Origin of the sequence: Pseudoclavibacter terrae (genome assembly GCF_008831075.1) — a bacterium.
GTDB lineage: Bacteria > Actinomycetota > Actinomycetes > Actinomycetales > Microbacteriaceae > Pseudoclavibacter > Pseudoclavibacter terrae.
The window spans coordinates 1,262,234-1,287,965 of the sequence record NZ_WBJX01000001.1 but is presented as its reverse complement, the minus strand read 5'-3'; the positions used below and the strand labels follow the sequence as shown (position 1 = coordinate 1,287,965).

38 protein-coding genes are annotated in these 25,732 nt (G+C 67.5%); 7 read left to right on the top strand and 31 right to left on the bottom strand.

The annotated features are described in order from the left end of the window. Nucleotide 1: 1 nt before the first annotated feature. The 28 genes from F8O03_RS06020 to F8O03_RS05890 all read right to left on the bottom strand — a co-directional run bounded on the left by F8O03_RS06020 (nucleotide 2) and on the right by F8O03_RS05890 (nucleotide 18,579). Nucleotides 2-340, bottom strand: coding sequence for a hypothetical protein (locus tag F8O03_RS06020; protein WP_151423003.1), 339 nt, complete (start codon nucleotides 338-340; stop codon nucleotides 2-4). 8 nt (nucleotides 341-348) lie between these two features. After that, entirely contained in the window at nucleotides 349-1,287 is a 939-nt protein-coding gene (locus F8O03_RS06015) for a phage major capsid protein (protein ID WP_151423002.1), read from the bottom strand. An 11-nt stretch (nucleotides 1,288-1,298) separates the two neighbouring features. Beyond that, on the bottom strand, nucleotides 1,299-1,760 hold the full coding sequence (locus tag F8O03_RS06010; protein WP_151423001.1) for a hypothetical protein: 462 nt from the start codon (nucleotides 1,758-1,760) through the stop codon (nucleotides 1,299-1,301). A gap of 91 nt (nucleotides 1,761-1,851) precedes the next feature. Then, complete coding sequence (locus F8O03_RS06005; RefSeq protein WP_151423000.1) at nucleotides 1,852-2,595, bottom strand: VG15 protein; 744 nt, start codon at nucleotides 2,593-2,595, stop codon at nucleotides 1,852-1,854. Next, nucleotides 2,552-3,997 (bottom strand): phage portal protein, encoded by a 1,446-nt coding sequence (locus F8O03_RS06000; RefSeq protein ID WP_151422999.1) that lies wholly within the window; start codon nucleotides 3,995-3,997, stop codon nucleotides 2,552-2,554. The genes F8O03_RS06005 and F8O03_RS06000 overlap by 44 nt, the downstream gene beginning before the upstream one ends. Then, on the bottom strand, nucleotides 3,994-5,505 hold the full coding sequence (locus F8O03_RS05995; RefSeq protein WP_208851795.1) for a terminase large subunit domain-containing protein: 1,512 nt from the start codon (nucleotides 5,503-5,505) through the stop codon (nucleotides 3,994-3,996). The genes F8O03_RS06000 and F8O03_RS05995 overlap by 4 nt, the downstream gene beginning before the upstream one ends. Further along, nucleotides 5,453-5,722 (bottom strand): hypothetical protein, encoded by a 270-nt coding sequence (locus F8O03_RS05990; RefSeq protein WP_151422998.1) that lies wholly within the window; start codon nucleotides 5,720-5,722, stop codon nucleotides 5,453-5,455. Before F8O03_RS05990 ends, F8O03_RS05995 begins: the two co-directional genes overlap by 53 nt. Before the next feature lie 3 nt (nucleotides 5,723-5,725). Continuing rightward, nucleotides 5,726-6,280 carry a DNA primase gene (locus F8O03_RS05985; RefSeq protein ID WP_151422997.1) on the bottom strand — a complete coding sequence of 185 codons (555 nt, stop codon included), beginning with the start codon at nucleotides 6,278-6,280 and terminating at the stop codon, nucleotides 5,726-5,728. A gap of 946 nt (nucleotides 6,281-7,226) precedes the next feature. Then, nucleotides 7,227-7,871: a MerR family transcriptional regulator gene (locus F8O03_RS05980; protein ID WP_151422996.1), complete on the bottom strand. Its 645-nt coding sequence runs from the start codon at nucleotides 7,869-7,871 to the stop codon at nucleotides 7,227-7,229. Nucleotides 7,872-8,052: 181 nt separating this feature from the next. After that, nucleotides 8,053-9,333: a hypothetical protein gene (locus tag F8O03_RS05975; RefSeq protein WP_151422995.1), complete on the bottom strand. Its 1,281-nt coding sequence runs from the start codon at nucleotides 9,331-9,333 to the stop codon at nucleotides 8,053-8,055. Beyond that, nucleotides 9,326-9,547 (bottom strand): hypothetical protein, encoded by a 222-nt coding sequence (locus tag F8O03_RS05970; protein WP_151422994.1) that lies wholly within the window; start codon nucleotides 9,545-9,547, stop codon nucleotides 9,326-9,328. Before F8O03_RS05970 ends, F8O03_RS05975 begins: the two co-directional genes overlap by 8 nt. A gap of 234 nt (nucleotides 9,548-9,781) precedes the next feature. Beyond that, nucleotides 9,782-10,186: a DUF4326 domain-containing protein gene (locus F8O03_RS05965; protein WP_151422993.1), complete on the bottom strand. Its 405-nt coding sequence runs from the start codon at nucleotides 10,184-10,186 to the stop codon at nucleotides 9,782-9,784. After that, complete coding sequence (locus tag F8O03_RS05960) at nucleotides 10,161-10,688, bottom strand: single-stranded DNA-binding protein (RefSeq protein WP_151422992.1); 528 nt, start codon at nucleotides 10,686-10,688, stop codon at nucleotides 10,161-10,163. Before F8O03_RS05960 ends, F8O03_RS05965 begins: the two co-directional genes overlap by 26 nt. Then, complete coding sequence (locus F8O03_RS05955; protein ID WP_151422991.1) at nucleotides 10,688-10,978, bottom strand: hypothetical protein; 291 nt, start codon at nucleotides 10,976-10,978, stop codon at nucleotides 10,688-10,690. The genes F8O03_RS05960 and F8O03_RS05955 overlap by 1 nt, the downstream gene beginning before the upstream one ends. Next, nucleotides 10,978-11,295, bottom strand: coding sequence for a hypothetical protein (locus tag F8O03_RS05950; protein WP_151422990.1), 318 nt, complete (start codon nucleotides 11,293-11,295; stop codon nucleotides 10,978-10,980). Before F8O03_RS05950 ends, F8O03_RS05955 begins: the two co-directional genes overlap by 1 nt. Then, nucleotides 11,261-11,929, bottom strand: coding sequence for a hypothetical protein (locus F8O03_RS05945; RefSeq protein ID WP_151422989.1), 669 nt, complete (start codon nucleotides 11,927-11,929; stop codon nucleotides 11,261-11,263). Before F8O03_RS05945 ends, F8O03_RS05950 begins: the two co-directional genes overlap by 35 nt. 361 nt (nucleotides 11,930-12,290) lie before the next feature. Then, nucleotides 12,291-12,839 carry a DNA cytosine methyltransferase gene (locus F8O03_RS05940; protein WP_151422988.1) on the bottom strand — a complete coding sequence of 183 codons (549 nt, stop codon included), beginning with the start codon at nucleotides 12,837-12,839 and terminating at the stop codon, nucleotides 12,291-12,293. Next, nucleotides 12,836-13,765, bottom strand: a complete 930-nt coding sequence (locus tag F8O03_RS05935) for a DNA cytosine methyltransferase (protein ID WP_208851794.1) — start codon at nucleotides 13,763-13,765, stop codon at nucleotides 12,836-12,838. Before F8O03_RS05935 ends, F8O03_RS05940 begins: the two co-directional genes overlap by 4 nt. Next, nucleotides 13,762-14,160: a hypothetical protein gene (locus tag F8O03_RS05930; protein ID WP_151422987.1), complete on the bottom strand. Its 399-nt coding sequence runs from the start codon at nucleotides 14,158-14,160 to the stop codon at nucleotides 13,762-13,764. Before F8O03_RS05930 ends, F8O03_RS05935 begins: the two co-directional genes overlap by 4 nt. Beyond that, complete coding sequence (locus F8O03_RS05925) at nucleotides 14,160-14,615, bottom strand: hypothetical protein (RefSeq protein ID WP_151422986.1); 456 nt, start codon at nucleotides 14,613-14,615, stop codon at nucleotides 14,160-14,162. The genes F8O03_RS05930 and F8O03_RS05925 overlap by 1 nt, the downstream gene beginning before the upstream one ends. Then, nucleotides 14,612-15,064 carry a hypothetical protein gene (locus F8O03_RS05920; protein WP_151422985.1) on the bottom strand — a complete coding sequence of 151 codons (453 nt, stop codon included), beginning with the start codon at nucleotides 15,062-15,064 and terminating at the stop codon, nucleotides 14,612-14,614. The genes F8O03_RS05925 and F8O03_RS05920 overlap by 4 nt, the downstream gene beginning before the upstream one ends. Further along, nucleotides 15,061-15,768 carry a hypothetical protein gene (locus F8O03_RS05915; protein ID WP_151422984.1) on the bottom strand — a complete coding sequence of 236 codons (708 nt, stop codon included), beginning with the start codon at nucleotides 15,766-15,768 and terminating at the stop codon, nucleotides 15,061-15,063. The genes F8O03_RS05920 and F8O03_RS05915 overlap by 4 nt, the downstream gene beginning before the upstream one ends. Next, on the bottom strand, nucleotides 15,765-16,742 hold the full coding sequence (locus F8O03_RS05910; RefSeq protein ID WP_151422983.1) for a PDDEXK family nuclease: 978 nt from the start codon (nucleotides 16,740-16,742) through the stop codon (nucleotides 15,765-15,767). Before F8O03_RS05910 ends, F8O03_RS05915 begins: the two co-directional genes overlap by 4 nt. Beyond that, nucleotides 16,739-16,927: a hypothetical protein gene (locus F8O03_RS05905; protein ID WP_151422982.1), complete on the bottom strand. Its 189-nt coding sequence runs from the start codon at nucleotides 16,925-16,927 to the stop codon at nucleotides 16,739-16,741. Before F8O03_RS05905 ends, F8O03_RS05910 begins: the two co-directional genes overlap by 4 nt. Further along, complete coding sequence (locus F8O03_RS05900) at nucleotides 16,924-17,280, bottom strand: hypothetical protein (protein WP_151422981.1); 357 nt, start codon at nucleotides 17,278-17,280, stop codon at nucleotides 16,924-16,926. The genes F8O03_RS05905 and F8O03_RS05900 overlap by 4 nt, the downstream gene beginning before the upstream one ends. Then, nucleotides 17,277-18,080 (bottom strand): phage antirepressor KilAC domain-containing protein, encoded by an 804-nt coding sequence (locus F8O03_RS05895; protein ID WP_167516491.1) that lies wholly within the window; start codon nucleotides 18,078-18,080, stop codon nucleotides 17,277-17,279. Before F8O03_RS05895 ends, F8O03_RS05900 begins: the two co-directional genes overlap by 4 nt. 53 nt (nucleotides 18,081-18,133) lie before the next feature. Continuing rightward, complete coding sequence (locus F8O03_RS18030; RefSeq protein WP_167516490.1) at nucleotides 18,134-18,337, bottom strand: helix-turn-helix transcriptional regulator; 204 nt, start codon at nucleotides 18,335-18,337, stop codon at nucleotides 18,134-18,136. Between the two features lie 2 nt (nucleotides 18,338-18,339). Continuing rightward, on the bottom strand, nucleotides 18,340-18,579 hold the full coding sequence (locus F8O03_RS05890; protein ID WP_151422979.1) for a helix-turn-helix domain-containing protein: 240 nt from the start codon (nucleotides 18,577-18,579) through the stop codon (nucleotides 18,340-18,342). Between the two features lie 77 nt (nucleotides 18,580-18,656). Between F8O03_RS05890 and F8O03_RS05885 the strand changes: the two genes are divergently transcribed. The 4 genes from F8O03_RS05885 to F8O03_RS05870 all read left to right on the top strand — a co-directional run bounded on the left by F8O03_RS05885 (nucleotide 18,657) and on the right by F8O03_RS05870 (nucleotide 21,192). Beyond that, nucleotides 18,657-19,088: a helix-turn-helix domain-containing protein gene (locus F8O03_RS05885; protein ID WP_151422978.1), complete on the top strand. Its 432-nt coding sequence runs from the start codon at nucleotides 18,657-18,659 to the stop codon at nucleotides 19,086-19,088. Between the two features lie 31 nt (nucleotides 19,089-19,119). Next, complete coding sequence (locus F8O03_RS05880; protein WP_151422977.1) at nucleotides 19,120-19,521, top strand: ImmA/IrrE family metallo-endopeptidase; 402 nt, start codon at nucleotides 19,120-19,122, stop codon at nucleotides 19,519-19,521. A 12-nt stretch (nucleotides 19,522-19,533) separates the two neighbouring features. Then, a complete protein-coding gene (locus F8O03_RS05875; RefSeq protein WP_151422976.1) occupies nucleotides 19,534-20,670 on the top strand; it encodes a site-specific integrase in 1,137 nt (378 codons plus the stop codon). Nucleotides 20,671-20,856: 186 nt separating this feature from the next. Next, the gene (locus tag F8O03_RS05870; protein WP_151422975.1) at nucleotides 20,857-21,192 is read left to right on the top strand and encodes a thiamine-binding protein; all 336 of its coding nucleotides are present in this window, start codon (nucleotides 20,857-20,859) and stop codon (nucleotides 21,190-21,192) included. 6 nt (nucleotides 21,193-21,198) lie between these two features. On the opposite strand, the gene F8O03_RS05865 is transcribed toward F8O03_RS05870, so the two are convergent. Then, nucleotides 21,199-21,492, bottom strand: coding sequence for a helix-turn-helix domain-containing protein (locus F8O03_RS05865; RefSeq protein ID WP_104253407.1), 294 nt, complete (start codon nucleotides 21,490-21,492; stop codon nucleotides 21,199-21,201). A 78-nt stretch (nucleotides 21,493-21,570) separates the two neighbouring features. Between F8O03_RS05865 and map the strand changes: the two genes are divergently transcribed. Next, nucleotides 21,571-22,353 (top strand): type I methionyl aminopeptidase, encoded by a 783-nt coding sequence (gene map / locus F8O03_RS05860; RefSeq protein ID WP_151422974.1) that lies wholly within the window; start codon nucleotides 21,571-21,573, stop codon nucleotides 22,351-22,353. A gap of 15 nt (nucleotides 22,354-22,368) precedes the next feature. On the opposite strand, the gene F8O03_RS05855 is transcribed toward map, so the two are convergent. Then, nucleotides 22,369-23,622 carry a glycosyltransferase gene (locus F8O03_RS05855; protein ID WP_244295934.1) on the bottom strand — a complete coding sequence of 418 codons (1,254 nt, stop codon included), beginning with the start codon at nucleotides 23,620-23,622 and terminating at the stop codon, nucleotides 22,369-22,371. Between the two features lie 121 nt (nucleotides 23,623-23,743). Next, a complete protein-coding gene (locus tag F8O03_RS05850; protein ID WP_151422973.1) occupies nucleotides 23,744-24,754 on the bottom strand; it encodes a DMT family transporter in 1,011 nt (336 codons plus the stop codon). 65 nt (nucleotides 24,755-24,819) lie between these two features. Here F8O03_RS05850 and def point away from each other — a divergent pair, with 65 nt between their 5' ends. Further along, entirely contained in the window at nucleotides 24,820-25,395 is a 576-nt protein-coding gene (gene def, locus F8O03_RS05845) for a peptide deformylase (RefSeq protein ID WP_151422972.1), read from the top strand. 41 nt (nucleotides 25,396-25,436) lie between these two features. Next, on the top strand, nucleotides 25,437-25,715 hold the full coding sequence (locus F8O03_RS05840) for a hypothetical protein (protein ID WP_104253411.1): 279 nt from the start codon (nucleotides 25,437-25,439) through the stop codon (nucleotides 25,713-25,715). Nucleotides 25,716-25,732 lie beyond the last annotated feature (17 nt).

The window sequence follows — 25,732 nt, the reverse complement described above, 5'->3', positions numbered from 1 at the left end:
GCTACTCCTTCGGGAGCTCGGCGATCTTGGCGATGAGCTCGGCCTTGGTGAGCTCGCCCGGTTCGATGCCGCGCTGCTCGGCGTAGCGGGCCCAGTCGCCGCGCGACGCGGAGGCCTTGGGCTCTTCGCCGGGTTCAGCTGCGGGAACGATCGGAGGCCCGCCCCCGCCGTCGGTCGGAGTGCCCGTCGGCTGTTCCGGCGTGGCGATCGGAATGTCCGGCACGTTGAGCGGCTCGGCATGCGGGGCTTCCTGGGCTTCCCAGCCGAGGGCGCGCAGCGCGTGCTCGCCCCCTGCTGGTATGTTCAGCACCTCGTTGTCGGGCCCGATCATGAGCACCATGACAGCCCCTACGGTGCAGGCGTCAGGACGCCGGCCGGGTAGCGCGTCGCGGCGGTGCCGTTGAGACGCGTGAGCGGGTTGGCGACCTGGAAGCCGACGCGGAACACGACGCGCAGCGCCTTCGTGTCCTGCTGCATCAGGTTCAGGACGACCTTGCCGTCGGAGTCGGAGATCACGCCCTCCTTGAAGAGGTCGTACGTGATGTCCTGGCGGATGCCGACGACGAACTTCGACCAGTCTGCGGCGATGAGCTCGGCGGCGGCCGAGTTCCACGCGCCGTTGCGGACCTCGTCGAGCGGGTAGCCGTAGAGGACCGCGGCCTGCGCCTCGGTCATCGGCGAGCCGTAGATCGGCTGGCCGTTGGTGTCGCGGAGCGTGCGCAGGCGCCACGAGAGGCCGGGGCGCGACGCGAAGCCGTTGATCGCGAAGCCGTCCGTCGAGACCTTCTCGGCGAGGTTGGCGACGTCGACGCCGAAGTCGGCGCCTGTGCCCGCCGCGACCGTGTTGCCGGCCGCGATGGCACCGGGCACGATGGCCGTGGGCCAGGATGTCGGCTTGTCGGTGCCGAAGAGGCCCGCCTGGTCGACCTTCTTGCCGATTGCCTCGGCGAGCAGGGGGCGGATCTGGTCCCAGAGGGGGACGTTGGCGTCGTCGATGACGGCGTCGGGGATGGGGACGATCACGGCGAGCTCCTCGGCCGTGATCACGGTGCCCTTCCACGCGTTCTGCGTGGTCTGCTTGAGGCCGGTGTCCCCGTCGACCCAGTAGGCGTCGGGCAGCGAGTCGAGCACGGGCTGCTTGGCCTTCTTGGCAGAGAGGCGGACCTGCTTCGCGCGGGTCAGGAGCACGGACGATGCCGGCGCTTCCTGGATGATCTCGTTGATGGTCTGGTCGGGCAGGAGCGCGTCGGAAACTTCCGGGCGCCCGATGATGTTGGTGACGGCCATGTCTGGCTCCTCTACTTCTTGAACTGGTCACGAAGCCAGTCGGAGGGTCCGGCCGAGGTGTTCGGCTGGGTACCCTCCGTCTGGATGACGGGTCCGGGGATGGTTGGTTGGATGAGCGACGCGATGCGCTCGGCGTTGGCCTCGAGCTGCTCGCCGGTGCCGAGCACGAGATCCTGGTATTCCTCGGGAATGCTGTGCTTGGCGAAGACCCGGAGGCGTTCCGCCTCGGCCTTCGTCGCATCGCGTTCCCGCTCGGCCGCCTCGGCGCGCTCGGTGGCGCGTTGCATCTCGGTCTTGTTGGCGTCCTCGATCTCCGCGAGCTTGGTCGCGGCGTCCGAGTTCTCCTTGGCGCGGCTCTCCCACTTGCGTGCTTCGGCCTTCCAGTCGGTGTCCTGTGCAGGAGCATCCTTCGGGGCCTCGGTAGGCGCGGTGGGTGTCGCTTCCTCGGCGGGCGCCGGGGTTGTGTCGCTCATCTTGTGTGTTCCTCCCGTGCGGGATCGTCACCCTCTGCCGTGCGGCTCGGGCGATGTGACGGGGAGCCGGTCGGCGCCCCGAGCTTGTAGGTCAGGCGTGGTCGTGCACGCCGTCGGTGAAATCGTCTGGGTACAGCCGCCGCAGTTCGAAGACGATCTGTTTTTGTCCCGGAGAGTCGACGCCAGTAGCCGCACGCGCAGCCTGGTAGCGGTCGTACATCAGGTCGGGGTCGTACCCGTCGAAGTGCACCTCTCCGGCATCGAACGAGGGCACGATCTGGCAGTTGCAGTCATCGTGGAAGTCGTCGCCGGGCCCCGCGGATTCTCGCGAGTTGTAGACGAAGCCGCGGGAGGCGAGCATCGAGCACCACGCGCATGTCGTCGCCCCCTTCGGGACGCGCGCGAAGCGCGGCCTGCGGCGGTCGATCTGCGAGTTGCGTGCGACGGTCGAACGGCCCGCGTAGGCCACGTACCGCTGAACCGCGCCGCTCAGCACTGCCCCGGTTTTCTCTGGGGTGTCGGTGAACAGGTGCCCCGCCGCGAACCGAGTCGATGCTTCGACCTTGTCGAGCGGGGCGGTCGGGCCAAGCTGCGCTCGGTACGTGCCACCGATGGACGATCGGCGCACGTCCTCATACCATTCGGCAGCGGCGACTGCGACGGCGTTGCCGTAGACCTCTGTGAAGCCCGGAAGGACAGCGAGAAGTTCGTCCCGAGCTTGCTCCGGTGGGAGCGAGAGGATCGCGCGGACGACCTCGTCGAGGTCGCCGCGCGCGAGGCTCATCGCTTCGTCAAGCGCCGACTGATAGCGGAGGAGGTCCGACCGGTCCGTCATTCGGTCCCCCGTTCACCGTCCGGGCGTTGGCAAGACGGTCGAGCATCCCCGGCGCCTGGTTTCGGCGCCAGTCCGACTGAATGCGTCGAATCTGCGACTCGTCGTAACCGAGCTCCTCGAGGGCAACTTCGGTGTCAGCGAGCTTCGGGATGGCCGTGATCTGCTTCACCATCGCGTCGGACTGCGACACAATGGAGGGCAGCGCCGGGTTCCTGAAGCGGGCCTGCAGTGCAGCGGCTTCGGGCGGTAGCCGGTCGAGGGGCACTCGTTCGCGCAGAGCCAACGCCATGCGTGCGACGTTCGTGAGCGAGATGCGGTTGACCCGGTTCATAGCCTGCGCCGTGGTCACTAGCTCGTCTTTCGCGGCAGTCATGGCCTGCGCCGACTCGGGGTTCTCCCGCGCGATACCGAGCGACGACAGCGGGATTCCGGTCGCGCCTGAGAACCGCGCGCCGAGGTGTTCGAAGTACGAGATCGCACCCTGCGGTGAGAGCTGAGACATTTGCCCGAGCTCCGGCTTCTCCCCGTCCTCGTCCTTCGAGATCGCGAGAAACCGCGACATGTAGGCCGTCCACTTGGAATCCTTGAACGCCTCGTCGTCGCCACCGAGGAGGTAACGGGGCGGGGCTGTATTGAACTCCATGAGCACGTCGGAGCGAAGCGCGGCCCGCTGAGCCATGTCGGTGAGCGCCATGACTTCTCGGGTGATCCGAGACCGCCCGAAGGGGCGGCGCTCAGACGGCTTGAACGGCATCGGCTCCATGAGGGGCCGGCCGAGCGGGTTCATCCGCCGGTCGACGACGCGCCACGTCTTCTGCATCTTCTGGCACGTGATGACCCAGTCGGCGAGATACATGGTGAGGAGCGTCGGCTCTACTGGCTGCTCGACGCTCATGTCGACGACCGCCATACCCGAGCGGATTCGCCGACGCCGAAAGTCCCAGAGGGCCGCGCTGAACTCGGCGCTCCTCAGCGAAAGGAGAACGTCGGGCTCCCCGACGCCGCCGAGGGTGGTCGTGATGAACGACACCGAGTGAGTTAGCTCGGACACGACGGCCTGCGCGTAGAGGAAGTCGAACTGATTGGCGTCCAGCAGCGGGCGCAGCTCGAGCGGATCTTCGAGCTCGCCGTTAGTGACGAACCCGTCGAACATGGAGCGGGTCGCGAGCGTGTCCACGGCCTTGGCGGGCCAACCCACAACGGTATCGACGCGCTTGAGTGCCGGCGGGATCGAGATGCCGAGATCCTTGAGCGCGTTGTGCCCGTCGTAGTACTCGACCCTGAGCGCATTGCGTTGCGTCTTCGTCGCCCACACTCGGAAGAGTGCGTTGAGCTCATCCTGCTCTGACTCGAGGAGACCCTCGACCTTGGGAGTCGGCATCATCGTCGGGACTGTGTTCACGCGATGACCACCTTTCTGTTCGCCCGTCGGGTCGTCGTTCGGGCACCCCAGACGGCGAGCGTGCCGCTGTCGAGGAGGGTGACGTCGTCGGTCTCACCGATGCCACCCCAGCCGTAGCCGCCCTGCGTCCCGATGGGGCGCTTCACGGCGTGGCTTATCTGGTCGAGGAGCGTGGCTGATCCGTCCTGGGAGAGTTCGCCGTCCTGCACGGCGCGCTCGAAGATGACGTGCGCCTCTTGGTACTCGGCGAGCGTCGGCACGCGAATGAATCTCGCCGGCAGCTTCGCCTTGACGCGAACCTTGAAGCCTTCGTCGTCGAGCGCTTCAATGAGCGCGGAGACGCCCGAGCGTCCGTCGATGACGACCTGCACGAGGTGGTCTCGTTGGGCCTTGACGAGCTCCACGAACCAGGAGAATCCCTCGCCCGTTGACGCGAGGCGGATGCCGGAAACCGCGATCGGTCCCTCCCGGGGTTTGACCGCGGCGCAGACACCGATGAGCGCTCCGTCGACGGAGAACTTCACGCCGAAGACGACGCTCCCCTCGGGCACAAACGGGTCGTAGAGGCACGACCATTGACCCGGCTTGAAGTGGGACGAGAGTCCGGCGACTTCGTCCCAGATGCCGTACGCCTCTCGGCGGAACGAGTCATCGGAGCCGAGGAGCTTCCGCATGCGCAGAATGGCGGTCTTGCCGGTGCGGTGAGGGAAGGACGGGTTAGCCTTCGCGAGCTGAACCCAGTCGTCGAGCTGGGCGTCGCGGTCCGCGGAGAACTCCACGAAGAGCGTGTCGGGGTCGTTGGCGAGCGCGTCGCGGCGACGCTCTGCGAACACTGCGCCCGGGTCTTTCGGGCGAGGCGGCGTCCCCATCATGATGACGAGACCGTTCGCAGCCGCGTTCGTGGCCGGGACCATGTCGGACATGGCGTCCTCGGTGAGGATCTGCGCCTCGTCGAGCACGAGCACGTCGACCTCAGCGAAGCCGCGGCCGAAGCCTTGCTCGCGGGCGCCGAAGAGGATGCGGGAGCCGTTGACGAACGCGACTTCCTGCTCGCCGTTCGTGGCGCGAACGCTTTCGATGAACGACGCGACGCCCGGCTTTTTCGCCATCGTCCGCATCGCCTGGAAGGTCTCATTGGCCGTTCGCGTGCGGTGCGCGGTCCAGATGACCGTCATGTTCGGCTGCATCGTGCACAGCGCGAACACGAGCCAGCCGATCGTGTACGTCTTGCCGGTCTGACGAGGGATGGAGAGCACCGCGCCGCCGACGGAGCACGCATACTGCCCGTCCTCGCGGCGGGCGAGGATCAACTCTCCGAGGTCGTCCTGCCACTGGTCAAAGCCGACACCGAAGCGCGCGCACTGCTTCTGCACCGACGGCCAGATCGTCGACACGATCCCCTCGGGGATCTGCACGTGCCTGGCGACCTCGTCGAGGGGCCGCTTGGACGCCTCGCTACGGGAGGCGCTCGACGACGCGGGGTTTGAATTCGACTTCCTCGATTCCACCAGCAGCCTCACCGTCTCCGGCCGTCGCCAGCTTCTCGAGCTCCTCGGAGATGTCTGCGAGACGCTTCGTCAGCGAAGCCAGGTCCCGCGGTGCCACGCCCTTGTCAAGCTGCGTCGCGATGAGGTCACGCATGGCCGAGAGCAGCGCCGCCCGATCGAGGCGGGCGGCGGCAAGCACCGACTGCTGGACTGGCTCATCGCCTCCGACGTCAGACATGACTCACCCCCGGTAGTGCCTCCCGGTGACAGCGATGAAGCGTCCAGAGTCGGGCGGGTAGATCTCGACGTGACGCTCTCCGTCACGGATAACTCGGCCCTTTCCCTGGGCCATCGGCAGGAAGATGTGCAGGCCCTTGCCGGACTGCGACACCTCGACGAGCAGCGCATCCGCTCGGCGCCCATCGAGCTCGGCGAGCGCCCAGTCGGCGAGCATCCCATCGGCGAGGCAGTCATCGAGGTCCACGCACCCGATACCGGCACCGAGCACGAATCCCAGACCGTCCCCGGCCGTCGACGCGGTCGCGTCGCGGTACGAAGACCACGAGGCCGGATCGGTGGACGAGGCGAGCGACCCGTCGAGCCGCAACGGCAGCTTCGTGAGCTTCCCACCGCGAGGCGTCAGCTCCCACCGAATCCAACGGTCCTCGGCGAGCATGACCCCTGGGAAGGGTGCGCGCCGCGAGAGGCGCTTGCGACACCGCGGCCCACAGGTGCGAGCGTCGACGCGAGAGAGGTTGATGCGCTCTCCGCACACTTCGCATCGCCGACTGTCCATGCATTCATTCTAGCGAATGTCACACATAATCGTAGTGATTACTTGGAAGTTGACGGGGTCGAGAATGACGGCGTGGAATGCGGCGGCAGGATCGCACGGATGATCGCGACCGGCACACGAAGCCGGTACGCCCGCGACAACGCCATCAGAAGGCCCAGGAGTGGCACCTGAGTTGTGGCGCTACCTCGTGTGGAAAAAGACGGGGAGATATCGGCCCTATGCCTGTGGGAGGGCCCTAGCCGGGAGGGGAGGGTGTACCCCCCTGGGTGCCCGTCCACCGGCTCGCGCCGGTCTCCCACGCCCCGACCGAGGGTTGGAGCATTGCTCGTCTCTGAGCGCGGTTCAGGGGCTCGTGCACGGTGGCTCCCAAGGCGAGGAGTTGGCGTGCTTCGGCGAGGGTCATCGTTGACTTCCACCTGTTGCACCTCCGATGCATCGGGACCGTGTTCCGAGGGTCCAGTGGGTTGCCGCCACGAACCCGAGGAAGATCTTCGTCGATCTCCGTCGAGTCGAGCGCTGGGGTTACAGCGTCAGGGTTGAGCGGTAGGTCGCAGAGCGCGCAGTGCGTGGCCGTGGCCTTGATGCGGTCGACGAGCTGGCGGCGGCGGTGACCGTTGGCGTTGTGCGCGTTCGTCTTGCTCGGCATCGTCACCTCGCTCAGTCGTTGCCGATGACCACGCACTCGTTGTCGTCTTCGTCCATGCCGCACACCACCCACCGTTGGGAAGTAGTCGCGCTCTTCTCGTGCCCGGGGCGCGTGACCGGTTGCACACCCCATAGCTGGGGCTGCACGTATTTGGGGTCGGGGTCCGCATAGGTGGCCCCGGCATGACCTGCCCCCGGGTCGGCGTCGTTACCCCCCGGGCATGCAAGAAGCCCCGGGCCTGTATTCAGGTCCGGGGCTTCACGTCCGCGACTCTTCAGTCACGAATCGCACAGGTGCATCCTATACCGAAGACGCGGCGGATCGGAGGTTCAGAATCGACCGAGCCGCCCGCATGTCGCGCACCTCCCGAGCAGCGCCCAACTCCACCGACCGACCACGCCCCAGCGGCTTCGATGCGAGGCCCTCAGCCAGCCAGTCCCGGATCGTCCGCTCGGCGACGTCGAGGATGCGCGCCGCTTCCTTCACCGACACCCACCGCTCCACGACGACCGTCTTCCGGCACGACTTGCACAGAGCAGTGACCGAGTCGAGATCCGCCCACACATCCCGCTCCCCGCACGTCGGGCACTCCCGAGGTCTCGCCGGCACCGGGGCGCGCTCGTCGAGGGGCCACATCGCCAGCGGCCGCAACAGGTGCGCGTCAGCGGACTCCACGAACTCCCGAGCCTCGTACTGACCCCAGACCCTCGCGTCGCCCATGCTGACCTCGATGACGCCCCACTGGGCGTCGATGCGGTGCACCAGGGTCTGCGCCCACACCAGCAGCACATCGCCGCCGTCCGGAGTGCCCTTCACCCCGCGAGGGCCGAGCACCTTCCCCGAGTCAGCACGACGCACCATGTGCTCCACCGACACCAGACCCGGGCGCTGCCACTTCTCAGCCAGCACCCACAACCACGCGAACGTCGCATCGATCTGATCCATCGGAGCAATCCGCCCAGGCGTCGACTGCACATCGCGAGCAACCGGTTGGCCATCCTCGAAGCGACCTTTGATCACGAGGTGCGCGAGGTGCTGCAACAGGTCAGGAGCCTGCGACAGCGCATGACGCACCGGCGCCAGGTCGATACGCTCCGGAGCACCGAACGCGCCCGCCACCTCGACCTCAGCCACGGGACACCTCCCGAGCGGCTCGGCGGTAGTGGTTCCCGTCGCTCTCGGCGGCTTCGGGGCAATCGGTGCACACCTCGTACCCGTCGTGCCAACCCTGCCAGTCGTGCTCGTGAGCCTCGACCTTCGCCTCGGTGACCTCGCGGGCCTCGGCAGCGGGGATGTCGATGAGGCTGTCGAGCTTGCGCCACATCGCCAGCGCCTGGACACGCGCGAGCCCCTCACTGCCGGCGAAGATGGGATGCTGCGCCAGCGTGTCCCACGCTCGAGCTTTCTCTCGCTCGAGCTCTGGCACCTCGGAGGCCGGCCAATTGGCGGTGTGCGAGCAGTCCTCGCAACACGCTTCGTCCGGTGAGCAATCACTCAGGGCGGTATCGCAGGCCGGGCAGTCGTCGAGTGGCGTGTCCGGCTCGTCGTCCTCCGACTCCTCGCGGGGCTCGCGATCGAAGGGGATGCGCGCGATCGTCGTGCCGAGCTCAGCCACCTTCTCCTCATCGACCGTCACCCGATCAGCGAAGAAAGCCAACCTCACCGTCTGCAGTGCGTTAGGTGACCCCTCCGGGTCGCCCGTCAGATCCTCGATCGCCATATCCTGCGTCACCCACCACGGCAGCACGAAGCCGTCGATAGTCACGTTGTCGTCAATGACGATGTGCCTCGCCAGCTTGATGTCATGCACGTACGTCGCGAGCTGCTTGGTGGGCTCCTGACGAACTGCCGAAGCAGGCAGCTGAAGCGCTGACAGAACCAGCGCCGACGCCTCAACAGCGCGGCCGCGACGGGCATACTCCAGCGCCCAGTTGAGCAGGTGCCGAAGTCCATGCGCGGCATCATGCTCCGGGGTGTACCCCTTGGCGATCTGCCGCTCGCGCTCGGCATACAAGAGCTTCGTCCACTCCTCGACGGTCGGCTCCTCGCGGGCCTCGGGTTCGAGAGCGAGCGACGAGAGCACGGCGTCAGCGACTTCACCGAGCGCCTCGGCATCTCCGGATACGTCCATGAAGTCCTCGGCGGTCATGGTGTTGTAGGTCCACCCCGACCAGTCGCGAGTGCAGAACAGGGCTTCCTTCTCACCAAGCGCTTCGGCGAGCTTCTCGATCACCTGCTCCCGGTCGGGTCGCTTCGCGCGCTCGTCGGTCCTGATCTCGTGCAAGAAGCCGGAATCCGCGATGGCTTCTGCAAGGGAGGCTGACCCCGCGTGCGAACCTCCGGTGGCCCTCCTGATAATCCGAGCCAGGCGGTCCGCCTCGGTCGGCGTGTACTCCTGCTCAGCCACGACGGGCCGCCTCTGGCTTGTCGAGAGCGAGCTTCATGATCCGCCCACCCTTCGTGTTCCCGAGATCCGGGAGGAAGAACGGGATCATCTGACCCCGAACGATGGTCGACGGTGGGTACAGGGCCGCCGCCTCGACGAGCTCACGCAACTCCCCGAGCGTCAGCGTCCGATCCGCGGACTCCGCCGTGATGTGCGGCATGTTGTCAACTGGCATTGGCGTTCTCCCCTTCGTTTTCGATACCAAGCCCTGAGGCGGTGATGATGGCCTCGAGCGCCTTCCTGACCTCCGCGGCCTGCGCGACCTCGGCGAGGTGCTCGGCCGAGTGACACCGGCACGACCCGTTCGTCGCGCACGAGCCATGCGGGCCCCGCCAGCAGCACCGCCGACTGCACGAGCCCTTGATGCCCTCACGAGGCACGGCGGCCGGAGCCCAAGCTGCTGGGCGCATCACGACTCGGCTCTGTTCGCTCGCGACAGCAGCACCCCGGCGTGGCACGCAAGACCGGGCGGGCACCAGCACGCCAGATCCCGGCCCCGCAACGGTTCGAGGTCCAACTCTGGCGTCACGGCCAGATACGAGCGGAAGAGGTTCGTCGCGAGACTGTGCGCTTCCTCCGGGTACATGTCGCGGCTCCGCTCGGTTCGAAGCGCCGCGTACTCAACAGGGACGTCGACCCGGTACAGCTGCACCACGCCGCCCCGCCCACGCACGACCCTCGATTCGCGGAGACGGAAGGGGTTCGCGTAACGCGACGGGCGCCCGACATACACGGCACCCTCCGGCATCCGCCACCCCTTGGTGCGCTTCCGCTGAATGCGCTTCGGCCTAGAAGGGAGGCTCGTCGAAGTCATTGCCGCCACCTCCCCACGCCTGCTGTGAAGGCTCGGCGGGCTGGTCGCTCGAGGGCTGCTGGTCCGGCTGATACCAGCCCCGCTGCTGCTCTTTCTGCCCGACCGACGCCGTGCCCGAGATCTGCCCCTTGCCCTGACCGCTCGTCCTCGTGAGCTGAGCCGTGGCGTACCGAAGCGACGGGCCGATCTCCTCGACCTCGAGCTCCGTCGACGTGCGCTTCTCACCCGACTCGGTCTCGTAGCGGCGCATCTTCAGGCGGCCCTGCACGATGACCCGAGAGCCCTTCACGAGCGACGACGCGACGTGCTCCGCGCACTCCCTCCACACCGAGCAGCGCAGGAACAGCGGGTCGCCGTCCTTCCACTCGTTCGCCTGACGGTCGAAGATGCGCGGCGTCGAGGCGATCGTGAAGTTTGCCACCGCCAAGCCGTTCTGCGTATATCGCAGCTCCGGGTCGGCGGTCAGATTCCCGACGACAGTGATGATCGTGTCCCCAGCCATCAGAGATCACCCATCGCGTTCGCGCGGTCTCGCGTCATCGGAGTCGCCCAGATGCGCCCACCCCCGGCATCGCCGTAGATCTCGGTCATGCGGATCGCCGAGGCGTTCACATGCTGAGCGCGTTCCATCGCTTCCTCCCACAGGCGAGCCGGGTACACCTCGACGGTGTGCACGTCCTCATTCGTGAACGTGGCGCGCACGACGAACTCTGACTCGGATGCCGCCGGCGTCTCGGCCCACTCCTTGTAATCCATGAGCGCCTCGGCTGCCTCTCGTTCTGATCGACCCATCAGGCCATCTCCTTTCGGATCGCCTCGACGGTGGACACAGCTACGTGCACCCAGTCAGCGATCGTGGTGTTATCGAAGTCCGCTCGGATGAGACGGACGATGTCGTTGCTCTGCTCGGTGGTGATGACGACGATGGACGGCGGCACGGGATCAGCGATCGCCCACTCGAAGGCCATGAGCATCAGCACGCCAGGAGCGACACCCTTCCGGTCTGCGGCCGCCTCGAGTTCGTTGGCCTTGTCCTGAGACACCACGTAGGCCAGACGGACCGGTGCGGGAGCTTCAGAACGTGTTGAGGTCGGCGCCGTGCCAGTCATCTGCTTCTCCTTGCTCGTAGAAGGTCGTGAGCTTCTGTTCGTAGATGGCGGATCTCAGCCAGTCCTCGCGAACGATGCGGGTGTCTCTGCAAGGTCCGCAGGGGGTGCCGCCGGAGCCTGCCGGCATGTGCTCGTGGCAGAACGCAGGCGGTGCGCTGAGCGTCAACGGCTTGTCCGGGCGGCGCACCTCGCGTCTGCGGTCTCGCTGCACCGCATCCCAGCCCGCTGCGCTCGCCTCCCGCTCGGCCCGCACCTCGGCTCTCGCTCGCTCCCTCGCGCCCTCTCTCCCCCCAGCCATGGACGTCCATGGAAACTGCCCTGGCGGGTCCGGAGTCGTGATCGTCACGCCCCGCTTGTCGACCTTCAACGGCCGAGAGAGCTGCAACCACTCGAAGCCATCCGCTTCGTAGGTGGCGAGGAAGCCCGCATCGATCAGCATCACGAGGTGCTCGAAGACCATCTCGGCTGCCACCGTCCGGTCCCGCCTCGGGTAGACGCGTTCCGCGATCCACTCCGGGTCCATCGGCCCCCGCCCCAGCGGGTCCAGATGCAACCACAGGCCCACCGCTGTCGGCTTCGCCTCGTCCGGCACCCTCTCGTACTCCGGCGACGCGAGGTCGCTCGCGTCGATCATTCGTTGCTTCGTTCTCACCTGTCTCGTTCCCTCTCGCGAATCCCTCGATGCACCTGTCGAGCGCGAACTGCAGGTCGTACTCCTCGACGGCGAAACACTCCGTGTGGCCCTTGCCGCCCTTCCCCAAGACGGGCTCGGCGTCCATGTAGTTGGCGAACGCCTTCGGGAAGCAGCGGGCCAGCACCTTCAGCGCTTCCCGCTCCCACGAAGCGTCGGTGCCGCGCTGCAGCACGATGATGTGCGCGCCCAGATCGCCGAGCTCGTTGAGGCGCTGCCAGATCCACGCGCGACCGACCTTCAGCACGCCGTGCTCCGGGAAGTAGGCGACGTAGGTCATCGCGAACTCTGGAAGGCTCATCGCTCACACCGCCAAGTGGTCGGCGGTCGACCCGAGGAAGGCCGTCTGCCACTCGTCGAGCGGCTCGGGTGGGGCGATGAGCTCGGCGAGGATCGCGGCCGCCATGAGCGGCGGCACCGCGTTCCCGACCTGCAGGAACTGCTTGCCCTTCGTGCCCTGGAACGGGAACGGCGTCGGGTACGACTGCAGTGTGGCCGCCTGCTGGCCCGATACGCGGACGCCCTCGAGCTGCCCCTCACGAAGGCCGACGCTCGTCTGGTGTCCGCCCACGTCGCGGCGCGAGCCGTCGGCGAGCTGGCGCCCGATGAGCATGCCGCCCTCGCTGCGGCGCGTTCCGACGACGGTCGGAGCGGGCCGGTCGAAGATCCACTGCGGGTAGGACTGCAGCACGGCGGCTTCCTCGATGGAGAGTCGCCTCGTGTCACCTACCCATGCCTCGGACTCCGTGTAGCGCGCGAGCTTCGCAATCGGCTCAGCGCCTCCCGTCTCGGTGCCACCGCCCGTGATGGTCGGCGCTGGTCGGTCCTCAAGGCCGCGGCGAACGAATCTCATCGACCCGGCCTTGCTCGTGATGGTCGTGGCTGGTTCGTTGATTGAGCGCTCCGTGCGCGCCAGCTTGCTGCCCTCGGGCGCTTCGCCACCGGACCCCGAGGAGTAGTTCGAGCGCAGGATGAACCCGCCCGGCTCCATGCCACCGGCTGCTGCCCGGATCGTGAACGCGGGCTGTGACGCGTCGCGACCGGGCCGCTCGCCGTAGCGCTCGACCATGCCCTTTCCCATCGCCTTCTCAGCGGTGAAGCCGTCCATGCCGAGCGCGTCGGCATGCTGATCCAGGGCAGGACACCGTCGTCTAAGCGCTTCGGGTCTCGCGAGTAGTAGCGCGAGTGCGTCGGTGCCGGAAGGCGAGCCTCGCGGCCGTCGCGGCGAGCGACGAGGATGGCGCGGCGGCGGGTCTGCGGCACGCCGAATTGCTCGGCGTTTAGCACGCCCACGGCGACGGAGTAGCCCCACTCGCGCATGACCGCGGCGTACGCCTCCCAGACGGGGAGCACCTGCGGCACCTGCTCGAGCGCGACCAGTCGCGGGCGCTCCCGGTAGATGTGCGCGAGCGGCGTGAGCACGAGCGCCGTCCGTGGGTCGAGCGATTTCGTGAGCTCGTAGAGATCCAGCGGGCGCATGTAGACGCCCGCCTTCACCGCGGCGAGCACGTCGCCGAGGGCACGGCGCCCGTCACCGTTTCCGGCGGCCGAGAATGTCTGGCACGGCGGCGACGAGATCTTGATGTCGTGCGCTGGCACCTTCGCGGGGTCGAGAATGCCGTCCCAGACATCGCGGTAGACGGTCGTCATTCCGACGGCGTCCCGCGTCGAGACAGCCTCGGGCATCAGCTCCACGCCGTACTCGCGGATGCCGAGCCAGTGGCAGGCGACGCCCCAGCCGGTGCCGGCGAATGTGTCGAAGGCGATGAGTTCGCTCATGCTGCCAATCCCCACTTCTCGTACTGCTCCTGGCCGTAGACGGCGTGCATCATCGCGACCGCCTCGGCCTCTGTGATCGGTCGGCGCGTGTCGTTGATGAGCACGCACCAGATCCCCTCGAGCGGGTAGAAGACCGGCACGGCCGCGGCGTTCGCCCACCGGCGCACCTTCCACCCGAAGCGCAGGGCCTCGCCCTGCAGGTCCGACTCGAAGCGCATGTTGCACTCGAGGCACGCCGTGACGCACTCGAGGACGCGCGGCTGAACCTTGGATCCGCCCATGCCGACAGCCGCGCGGTGCTGGCACGTGAGCAGCTGCTCGGCGCTGCACCGGATGCACCGGTGGACGTCGCGGGCGTACATCTGCTGCCGGTCGACCTGCGAGATCGCGGCCATCACCGCACCTCGAGGATCTTCGCGAGCTTCACGAGATCGTCTTCGCCCGCCGCGCGGAACACCTTCACCGACGAGCGGTTGACGCGGACGATGCGCTCCCAGCCCCGCCACGTGCGGACGTGAGTGGCGGCTTCCAGCTGCTCCCGCGTGTACTCGATGGGCGCGTTCTGGTGGGCGAGCTCCACGCCGCGGTGGGCGGCTTCGAGGGCCTTCTCGGCGACGTCGAGGGCTCCCGCGGCGCGGGCCTCCGCGTCGTAGGCGTTCATGCGGCGCGTGTTCGCCCGCTGGCTGAACTTCCGGGTGGTGCCGGACAGCACGCCGTGGTCGACGTCTTCGAGGCCACCAGGGGTGACCGCGGACGAGCGAGCCCGTGCCGCGGCGAACACCTGCCGCTTGGCCTCCACGTCCGCCTGAGCGTCGCGGACGCGCTTCTCTGCCTGCTCGAGGGCGTTCATCGGTGCTCCATCCGGAAGTTTGCGTTGATGCTGCGGAGCAGCTCGATGTCGGCGGCGATGGACTTCGCCCAGTCCTTCGCGTACTCGAAGAGCAGCCAGGCCGTGTCGCGGGCGTCGAGGGCCCGCTGCACCCGGTCGTCAGCGGTCGCGAGCTCGCGCAGCTCCGAGAGGGTCGCCTTCGGGTGGTCCTCCCGGAGGGACTTCACCTCGAGCGCGACGGCGAGCTTCAGCTCACGCTCCGTGGTCTGCAGGTCCTTGCGGAAACCGTCGAGCTTGCCCGGCATGCGCGAGTTCACCGAGCGTGCCTTCTGGAGTGCCGCCGCGGCCTGCGGGGGCGTCGGGATCAGCTGCGCGATCTGGTTCTCGTCGAGGTCGCCGAGGTTCAGCGGGACGAGCTCCATCGGCGACTCCACGACCTCGCCGTTCGCGGGGTCCACGTAGCCGGTCATCGCCGACCCCGCATGAGGTCGAGCGGCGTCGGAACGCGGCGAGCCTGCGCCTCGTCGAGGGCGGCGAGCAGCGCGACGCCGACGGCTCCCGGCAAGGCGTCGGATGCGGCGAGCGCGTCGCGGGCGGCCGGTTCGGTGTCGACGGCTTCGCGGCCCTCGAGTTCAGTCTTGCGGGCCTTCCACGCCTTGAACTGCGGCGTCTTCATCGCGCGAGCCTTCTTGGCCGCATGGTGCACCTCGCGGAGCTCGTCGAGTGTCGCGGCCGCAGTGAGTTCGGCGACCCAGTCGCGCGGCGCCTCCTCCTCGGCGGGCTGCGCGGCTGCACGTTCGATGTCGGGATCGTCGCCCTCGGCGGGGTTCGAGACGATGTCGACGAGGTCGCGGAACGCGCGACGGTACACGTCACGGCGAGCGCGAGCGCCGGCGAGCGCCATCGGGCGGCGCATCCACAGGCCGTGGTACTCGTCGTCGGCGGGGATCGCTTCCTCCCATGAGAGGAAAACGACCGTCGGCTCGGTCGTCCCGGTGCGCTGCGCGGATGCTCGGATGAACGCGGGGACCGGGTTGTCGTCGGTCTTCGCGAACACCGGCGACCACGTCGCCCCGTCCTGGGAGAACAAGACCTCGGCGGTGCGCACGCACTGGCCGGAGGCGAGCACGATGCGCTCGATGTCGGCGATCGTCTCCGCTGTCTGCTGGCTCACTTCGTGCTCCTCGTGGTGGTGATGCGGAGCGACTGCGACGTGCCGAGGGTGGTGACGCCGTACTCGCGGACGAGTTCCTGCTCGAGCTCGTCGGCGCGGTCGCGGGCCGTCTTCGCGGCGGTGAGCTTCGCGTGGCGCTTCGCTTTCAGGTGGTCGGGGATGGCTTCCTCGTCGAGGGTGAGGACGCGGGAGGCGGCGGTGAGCTTCACCTCGCCGAGCGGCAGGGTGAGCGTCACCCCGTACTCGGAGTGCGAGCGAGCCTCGAGCGCCTTCTTGAGGGCGGCGGCGGCCTTCTTGTCGCGGGCCTGCGGCGCCGCGAGGCCCTGCTTCGCCTCGAGTGCCTCCTGGATGAGGTCGCCGAGCACGTCGTCGACGTCGTCGAACTCCGGGCAGTCAGCGTCACGCCACGCGATGAACGCGTCCGCCCGCTCCTTCAGGAACTCGATGTAGTCGTCGTCGCGATCGACCCACTTCTCGTCGAGGTCAGCGACCCCGCCCTTCCCGTCGTCGCGCTTGCGCACGTAGAGGGCTCGGGACTTGCCGAGCACGAACATCTGCCACTGCATCTGCGCGTAGTGGTCGGCGGGGATCGGGCCGAAGCCGTCGCCCTCCTTCAGCGACTTCACCTCGGCGACCGAGTCGTCGCCGACACCGTCCGGGGTGGCGCGGTAGTCGTCCGAGTCGGCGTGCGCCCACAGGGCACTGTTCGCTTCGATCGTGGGGTCGATGGTCGCGGCGTGCGCGATGAGGTCGTCCTCGTCGCGGTGCCCGCGCTCGGTGTGCGCGTTCCCGAACCACGTCGACCCGTTCAGCATCGTGTCGAGCTGCTTCTCCCAGACGGAGCGTCCGCCGGTCGCGATCTCCTTCGCGACCGACGCCGTCACGCCGACGCCGCGCTCGTCCATCCACACCTCGCGGGGTGCATCCGCGTCGACGACGATGCGTCCCGGCTTGAGTTCTGTCGTGGTGTTCATGCTGGCTCCAACTCGGTTGCGTGGTCTTCCAACCACTGCTCGATGCGCTTCTCTGCGCTGTCTTGTGTCTTGAAGTGCTCGGGGCCTTCGCCCTCGTCGTCGTAGGTGATCTCGGGCACGATCCACCGCTTGATGCCGACGCGGTCGCGGCAGTAGAGGCAGATCTCCGGAACGGGCCGCTTCATGACGCCTCCCGGTACGGTTCGGCGTTCTCGAGCGCCTCGACGCGCGTTCGCCCCTGCACGGACAACGTGCGGCTCACGGGCACCTCCCAGAGGTCCGGGTGCATCTCGATGGCCTGCCCGATGCGGGCCGCCCGCCAGTTCTCCTGCTCGGTTTCGTCGATGAGCCGCTGATCTGACCAGCGGTCGTAGGAGTCGGTCACGTACTCGTCCTTCCCGATAGCCATCGCGGCCATGTCCAGGGCGCGGGTCGCGCGGTCGCTGATGCGGTGCAGGGCCGCCGACATGAGGACGACAGCGAAGATCAGGGCGAGCAGCTGCGCGGCGGCGTGCCACGGCGAGTCGACGTAGGTCATGCCGCCACACCCCAGGACTTCAGAGCGCGGGCGATGGCGAGCGCGCCCGCCGGCGTCACCTTCAACGTGTGCATGAGCTCCCCCTTGAACCGGGGCGCGTCGTGGTTCGGGACCGGGGCGAAGTAGTCGCGCTTCTCCGCGTAGGCGGAGTAGCGGAAGATGCGGAGCTTGCGCTGCTCGGAGTCGGACCAGCGGGTCGACGACTCGACGTAGATCCAGCCGTGGTTCACGAGCTCGGCGCGCAGCTGGCTCTCGCTGACGCCGAGGGACTTCGCGACGTTCCGCATGAGGCGCAGATCCCCATCGGCGACGAACGTGTCCACGTACGCGACCTTCGGTTCGTCCTCCGCGGCCTGCTCCTCGAGCTCCGCGACCCGGGCCTGCCCGGCCGCGATCGTGCGCTGAGCCTCGATCACGGCGAGCGCCATGAGCTCGGCACCGCTCGGCGGGTTCACCGCGTAGCTGCCCGTCTTCCGGATGGAGGGAAGCACCTCGCTCGTGATCCAACGGCGGAAGGCGATCGCTTCGGCCTTGTCTGACCGGATGACGACGTCGTACATGCCGGCTTCGCTGACGATCGTCATGGCTTGCCGCCCGCCGGCCGTTTCAAGGGTGTGCTTCGAGCGCACACCCTCGTCGAGGCGGGATGCGACGCGAGCGACCGACTCGATGCTGAGCACCGTGCAGAGGTCGGCGAGCACGAACCACGGCTCACCCTCGATGATCACCGTGCGGACCGCGTGCGATCCGTACGAGAACGGCATGAGGGCGGTAGGCTGGGTGGCGATGGATTGCGACAAGGTGTTGTCCTTTCCGTGGGCCTCGCAGTTCCAGCTGCGGGGCCTCTTTTCGTCTAGTGGTCTTGCTGTGCGAGCCAGGCGTCGATCGCGCTGACCGGGTAGCGGACGAGGCGGCCGAACTTCTTGGGCTTCGGCCCTCGGTTGCCGCCGTCTTGCTTGTCGAGGTAGTGCCACTCCCGCAGGAGGCCCGGGCGAAGGTTGAGCAGCGTTGCTGCCTCGTCCGTGGTGAGGAACTTCTCGGCGGTTGCGGTGGTCATGACTAGACCGCCGCGAGCCGCTCGGAGGGTGGAGTGAGGAGGTCATGGACGCGCACTCCGAAGTGCTCTGCAATGACCGACAGCTCGTCGATGGTGAACGGGGAGATGGTGAGCAGGCGTCGCTTCAGCGTGGAGTGAGCGATCCCTGTAGCCTCAGCCAAGCTCTCGATCGACTCACGCTTCTCTGCGAGCAGCGCCCGTACGGATCGAGCCGCCTTGCTGCTGGGAGATTCGTAGTTCATGTGGAATAGCGTAGTTCATATGGCATGAGTTGTGGTGGCACTCGCATAATTGGTCCAGATCTGGCATGATCTGAGTCGTGCAGGAATACACACCCACAGAATTGGCCCGTGAGATCGTCGGCATCCTCCGAGGGAGGGCAGCCCGCTACGACGTGACCCAGTCAGAGCTCGCGGCGGCCACCGGCGTGTCCCAGTCGCAGCTGTCCAAGATGCTGCGCGGCAAGCGCCCCATGGACATAGACGTGATGGATGCGCTCGCCGTCGCCCTCGGGACCACCGTCAGCGAGATCGTGCTCGAGGCCGAAGCGGCAGTCGACGATGACCTGATGACATCCGCGCGCTTCATCTACGTGATGGAGAACAGGCGTGTTGAGGAAGCCTTGGACAACAACGTGACCCCGTTCCGCCCTCGCGCGGAGGCCGAGCCAGACTGGGACGAGATCGACAAGGGCCGCAAGGTAGCGAAAAAGAAGGCCACGGAGCAGGAGCTTGACCCCGACGCGGACTGACAATGTCGGTGGTCAGCCTCACACTCTCGGCATGCACCTCTTTCACTTCGAGAACTTGGCCTGGCTCGCCGGGATCGACATTCGGAAGCGGAGAAACTGGGACTTCGCCGGCATGTGGTATCCCGACCGATCGCTCATAGCCCTGAACCACGACCTGACCGCCGACAAGGAACGCTGCGTCCTCGCTCACGAGCTCGCGCACGCAGCCCTCGGCCATGACTGCGATGACGGCCCGAACGAACGCGCCGCCGACCAGTGGGCCGCGAACCTCCTCCTCACCGCCGAGCAGGTCGCTCGGTGCGCCCGCATCTGGCCAGACAACCCCGAGAAGTGGTGCGAGGAGCTCGAGGTGACTTCCGACATCCTGAAGGCGTGGATGGAGCAGCCCGCCAACTACGCGCAAGCCGAGCGACGCCTCTGGCTCGCCTCATGAGAAGAGCCCACGATGGCAACGATCCAGAAGTACGAGACCGCATCAGGTAATCGCTACCGGGTGCGCTACCGGAAGCCCGACGGCAAGCAGACCGACCGGCGCGGGTTCAAGACGAAGCGAGAGGCGGAGGCCTTCGCGAACACTGTCGAGGTGTCGAAGCTCCGAGGCGAGTTCGTCTCCGACATCTCCGGGCGGGCCACCGTGCGCGACCTCGGCACTCAGCGCCTCGCGCGTCGCAAGGCCGTGCTGAAGGCGTCGACCTGGCACACCGAAGACTCTGCATGGCGCGTGCACGTCGAACCGAAGTGGGGCGACGAGTCGATCGGCCGCATCCGCTCGAGCGCCGTCGAAGCCTGGATCTCCGAGCTCCACGGGTTCGGCCTCAGCCCCACGTCTATCGCCCGCTGCTGGGGCGTGCTCTACGGCATCCTCGACGACGCCGTCCGGGACAAGCTCCTCGTCGCCAACGCCGCGGCCGGCGTCAAGCGCCCCCGCAAGACCCGAGCACCCCGCGCATACCTCAGCCACGCCCAGGTCGACGCGCTCGCCGCAACAGCGCGCACCGCCGAGCACGGCACGATTGTCCTCACGCTCGCCTACACGGGCCTGCGCTGGGGCGAGATGACGGGGCTACGCGTCCGCCACCTCGACATGCTCCGGCGTCGCATCCACGTTGAGGAGAACGCGGTACGGGTGGGCGCGAGGATCGTCACCGGCACCCCCAAGTCGCACGAGCGGCGCTCGGTCCCGTTCCCGGCGTTCCTCGCCAACATGCTCGCGCGGCAGTGCGAGGGCAAGGGGCGCGATGCGCTTGTCTTCGGGAACGGTGAGGACCACATCAAGCCGCCGGCGACCGACCACGCGTGGTTCGCCGCCGCGACCACCCGATGCCGCGCCGTCGACCGGGACTTCCCCGCGAAGCTCACGCCGCACGACCTACGACACACCGCCGCCTCGCTGGCCGTACAATCCGGCGCGCATGTGAAGGCCGTCCAGCGGATGCTCGGTCACGCCTCGGCGGCGATGACGCTCGACACGTACGCAGACCTGTTCGAGGATGACCTTGACGACGTCGCCACAGCTCTCGACAAGGCTCGGTCGGCGGCGCTGACCGCTCCCACGCGTGCCCACATTTTGCCCACACTCTGAGCCTAGACAGCCCTAAATCGCCCTGCATGTCCCTGAATTGAGATGGGGCGAGATCCGCGCCATACCGGCGAAGTCGGCGGAACGGCGGGCATCCTGCCAGGCAGCGAAAGGGGTTCGAGTCCCACCCGCCCTACTCTCCTCTGTTCGGCACTCCCTGTCAGAGCGCCCGCGTGGCACGATGGTGCCATGATCGTTGCCTTCTCTGTCGCCCCCAGCGGAACTCCGAGCCCGAACTCCCCTTCCCCGGGTGAGGGCGACGCCTCGCTGCACAACGCCGTCGCAGCAGCCGTCGCCGTCGTGCGGGAGTCCGGGCTCCCCAACCGCACCGACTCGATGTTCACGACGATCGAGGGCGAGTGGGACGAGGTCTTCGCCGTCGTCAAAGCGGCCACCGAGGCCGTCGGCCAGTTCGGAAGCCGCGTCTCCCTGGTGCTGAAGGCGGACATCCGGCCCGGTCACAGCGGCGAGCTCGACGGAAAGGTCGAGCGCCTGGAAGCGGCGCTCGAGGCCCGCTCGAGCTAGCAGGCGTCAGCTCACGGCGCGGATGCCGGCACCGGTCGCGGACTCCGCACGGTCGTCTGGCCCGTTGATCTGCGCCCAGATCTCGTCCAGCGAAACGGACAGCACCCCCGCGATCGCGGCGATCGTCGTGAATGCCGGCGTCGCGACTCGGCCCGATTCGATCTTGCGAAGCGTCTCGGGCGAGACGCCGGCGTCAAGCGCCACCCGCAGCATCGCTCTGTCGCCCCGGGCTCGTCGAAGGAACTCGCCGAGGCGCTCCCCGCGCTCGATCTCCTCGGGGCTGAGCGGCAGTCTGACCATGACCCGATACTAATCCGGTATACCTTTACCGGGACACTTATTGGGGGTGCTCGTGCGCCCAGAGACGGAAGGCATCGCATGATCGAGATCCTCAACGACGAAGAGCTGGCGCGGGCGGCAGTCACCGGGCAGCTGGTCGGGTCGATCCTGCAGGAGCTGCGATCCAGGGCCGGAGTCGGCACCAATCTGCTCGAAATCGACCAGTGGGCGAGGTCGCTGATCCTCGAAGCGGGCGCGACCTCCTGCTACGTCGACTATGCGCCGTCCTTCGGGCGCGGACCATTCGGGCACTACATCTGCACGGGGGTGAACGACGCCGTGCTGCACGCCAAGCCTCACGACTACCGACTCGCGGACGGGGACCTTCTCACTCTCGACCTGGCGATCGTCAAGGACGGGGTGGCCGCTGACGCCGCGATCAGCTTCAGCGTCGGCGCGGCGCGGGAGGCCGGTGACGAAGCCCTCATCGCCGTCACGGAGCAGGCCCTCGCGGCCGCCATCGACGTCGCGCGCCCCGGTGCTCGAATCGGCGACATCTCACACGCGATCGGCACGGTCCTCGCGTCCGCGGGCTACGAGATCAACATGGAGTTCGGTGGACACGGCATCGGCTCGACCATGCATCAGGATCCGCATGTCGCGAACGACGGCCGCCCGGGCCGCGGTGTGCGTCTGCGCCGCGGCATGCTGCTCGCCATCGAACCGTGGGTCATGGCCGACACGAACCAGCTGATTGTGGACGATGACGGTTGGACGCTCCGCAGCGCGACAGGATGCCGGACCGCTCACTCCGAGCACACGATCGCGATCCTCGAAGGCGGGGCACGCATCCTGACCATCCCCGCGGGGCCGGTGGGCTGACGAACGCGCGAGCGGTCAGTCGAGCGAGTGGTCCTGCTCGTTCACCGAATCGCGGGCGACGTCTTTCACGGATGCGCCCCGGTAGAGGCGCTCGAAGAGCTCGAGCGTGCGGTCGATGTCGTGCATGCGGACGAGATCGAGACCCGTCCGGCCCATCTCCTCGCGCTCGGCATCCGACAGCGACAGCACCTTCGCGAGCTTGTCCGCGAGGTCTCGCTCATTGTTCGGCTCGAAGAGGAAGCCGTTCTCACCATCGTGCACGAGGTGCGGAAGCGCCATGGCGTTGGCCGCGACGACGGGCTGGCCGGACGCCATCGCCTCCATGGTCGCGATCGACTGCAATTCCGCGATCGACGGCATCGCGAACACTGAGGCACGCGTGTACATGCGACGAAGCTCCTGGTCGCTCAGATAGCCGTGGAACGTGACCCGATCGGCGAGACCGAGCTGCTTGGCGAGCGACTGCAGATTCTTCTTCTGGTCTCCGCCCCCGACGATGTCGAGCTGCACGTCCCTCGGCAGCAGCGTCATCGCGCGCAGGAGAACGTCGATCTTCTTCTCGCCCGTCACACGGCCGACGAAGAGGATGCGCTTGGCTTCTCGGCTCGAGAAGTCGAACGCGTAGTCGGAGGTCCGGATGCCGCACGAGATCGCGAGCACGTCGGAGATCCCCCCGTTTGCCTCCAGGAAGTCGGCGGCACGGCGCGTCGGGGTCGTGATGGCCGTCGCGCGCCCGAGCGTCGACCGAGCGTCGTTCCACCAGATTCTTGCCGCGAGGCCACGCAGAGCCTGTGGCAGCAGGGAATGGTCGACGAGATTCTCGATCATGAGGTGGTTCGTGCCGATGATGCGGATGCCGCGCTTCTCCGCCTCGATCGCCACGCCGCGGCCGATGATGACGGCCGACTGGAAATGAACCACGTCGGGACGCACCTCGTCGACGACCCGCTGCGACTCGGCGCGAATGCGCCACGGCGGCGCGTAACGCAGCCAGTCGTGCGCCCACCAGCGGTGCGACCGAAGACGGTGAGCAGTGATGTTCTGCCCGTCGTACTGCTCGGTCCAGGTTCCGTGTCGGCGGCTGGCAGCTGGCACCATGACGTGCACGTCGTGCCCCCTGGCCGCCATGCCGGACGCGAGGTGCTCGGTGAACTTCGCGGCGCCGTTGACGTTCGGAGTGAAGGTGTCCCCCGCGATCAGGATCTTGAGCGGCCGTTCGCCGTCAGCTGCGACGGCGGGGGTGCTGCTTGAGTGACCTGCATTCGGCACGGGGTGGTGACCTCGATCTCGTCTGGGGGCTCGCGACAGGGTGTGGTCGTCGCTCGCGGAATCTCACGTCATGCTACTGGCCACGCTCCGCGAGGGGACCTCAGCACACGCTGGGACGCTGCTATTGCTCGATGACTCGGGCCTCCGTGTCGTGGCGGTGCCCTTGGGCGTCCTGCGTGCCTCGGCCTTCGACGGCGTTTCGGCGCACGGCCTCGACCTCAGCATCTGTCTGCCCGCGCTCGAGCACGAACACGCCCGTGACGGCGATGGCGCCCGAGACGACGAACATGAGGAAGGCGTACCAGGGCGCCGCGTTCGCCTCGCCGAGCACGGCGATGGCGATGCCGACGGCGATGATCGGGTCGATGACGGTGAGCCCGGCGATGACCATGTCCGGCGGTCCCGAGGCGTAGGCGTTCTGGACGAAGTAGCCGCCCACCCCCGTGGCGACAAGCAGCGCGACGAGGCAGATGAGCGTGAGCCACTCGAAGTTGTCGTGCTGGATCCGGTTGATGGTGATCTTCGCGAGCGTCGCGACGAAGCCGTAGATCACTCCGGCGCCGAGCACGTAGATGAGCGCCTTGAACCGCTTGCGCAGGAAGCAGAACGCGGTGCCGAAGACCACGACGACCACGGCGAGCAGCACGAGCACGGTGGCGACCTGCTCGTCGGAGATCGCGCGCTCCTTCGCGAAGAGTGCCGCGACCGTGACGAAGGCGCCGACGCCGATGATGCAGAGCGCGACCGCGAAGATCTTCACGTTCGGCAGACGCTGCCGGATGGCGCGGGCGGTGAGCAGCGTGGTCAGGAGCAGGGACACGACGCCGAGCGGCTGCACCACGATGATCGGCGAGAACACGAACGAGGACAGCTGCATGACGACGGCCAGCCCGAGCATGGCCGTGCCGATCACCCAGGAAGGTCGGCTCAAGAGCGCGAGCAGGTGCTTCAGGTTCAGCCCCGCGGCGCCGCTCGTGCCGCTCGCGGCCTCGACCTTGCTCACTCCGCGATGCTGGTACATGGCGCCGAGAGACAGGAACACCGCGCCTATGAGAGCAAGCGGGATGCCGATCATCTGGACCGGACTGAGCCCCGGGAGCACTGCCAGATCACTGAGGGGTGCGATGGTCATGATGGGCAATCCTATTGGGCGGCGCGAGTCATGGAGGGAGGTTGGCGCGAAGATACGCTGATGGGATGACAACTCTCCCAATTCGCATCTACGGCGAGCCCGTCCTCCACGAGCCCGCAGCCCCGGTGGGCGACATCACCGACGAGATCCGTGAACTCGTCTCGGACATGTTCGAGACGATGGATGCGGCGCCGGGTGTCGGCCTCGCGGGCCCGCAGGTCGGCGTCGGCAAGCGCCTCTTCGTGTACTCGTACGAGGACGCAGACGGAACCGTGCATCGTGGCGTCGCCATCAACCCGGAGCTGTACGTGACTCCCGCCGAACCGGAGTCGCTGCTCGAGCTGGACGACGAGCTCGAATCCGAGGGGTGCCTCTCGTTCCCCGGTGAGCGCTACCCGCTGCGGCGGTCGGAGCGTGCGCTCCTGCGTGCGTCCGATCTCGAGGGCGACCAGTACGAGATCGAGGCAGAAGGCTGGTTCGCGCGCATCCTGCAGCACGAGTTCGACCACCTCAATGGCATCATCTACGCGGATCGCCTGGAGCATCCCTGGTACAAGGACGCGTTCAAGGTCATGCGCAAGCGCAGCTGGGGCGGGCCCGGCAAGAGCTGGCTCCCCGGGGTCGACGACCTCGAAGGCTGACCCTGCCGGTCAATGTCGGTGGCTCCTGCGAGGGTTCCGATATGACCACAGCGCTGAACGACCCCATCGAGGTCGAACTCGTCGACGAGCTCCCCTCCGTCTTCTGGTGGGAGCGTTTCGCCTACGTCGTGCACGGCCTGCCGCAGGCCTTCTATCGCCGCGTGCAGCAGCGGTGGTGGACGGGTGAGGGTGACCCGTCTCGCCTCGACACCGAGTTCTGGCGCGTCAGCGCGAAGCGTGATGGCTCCGACGGCGAGGCCTCCCTCTTCGACCTGCGAAGAGACCAGGACGGCTGGCGGCTGGTGCTGCGGTGGGAGTGACCGGCCCGCGACCGGGG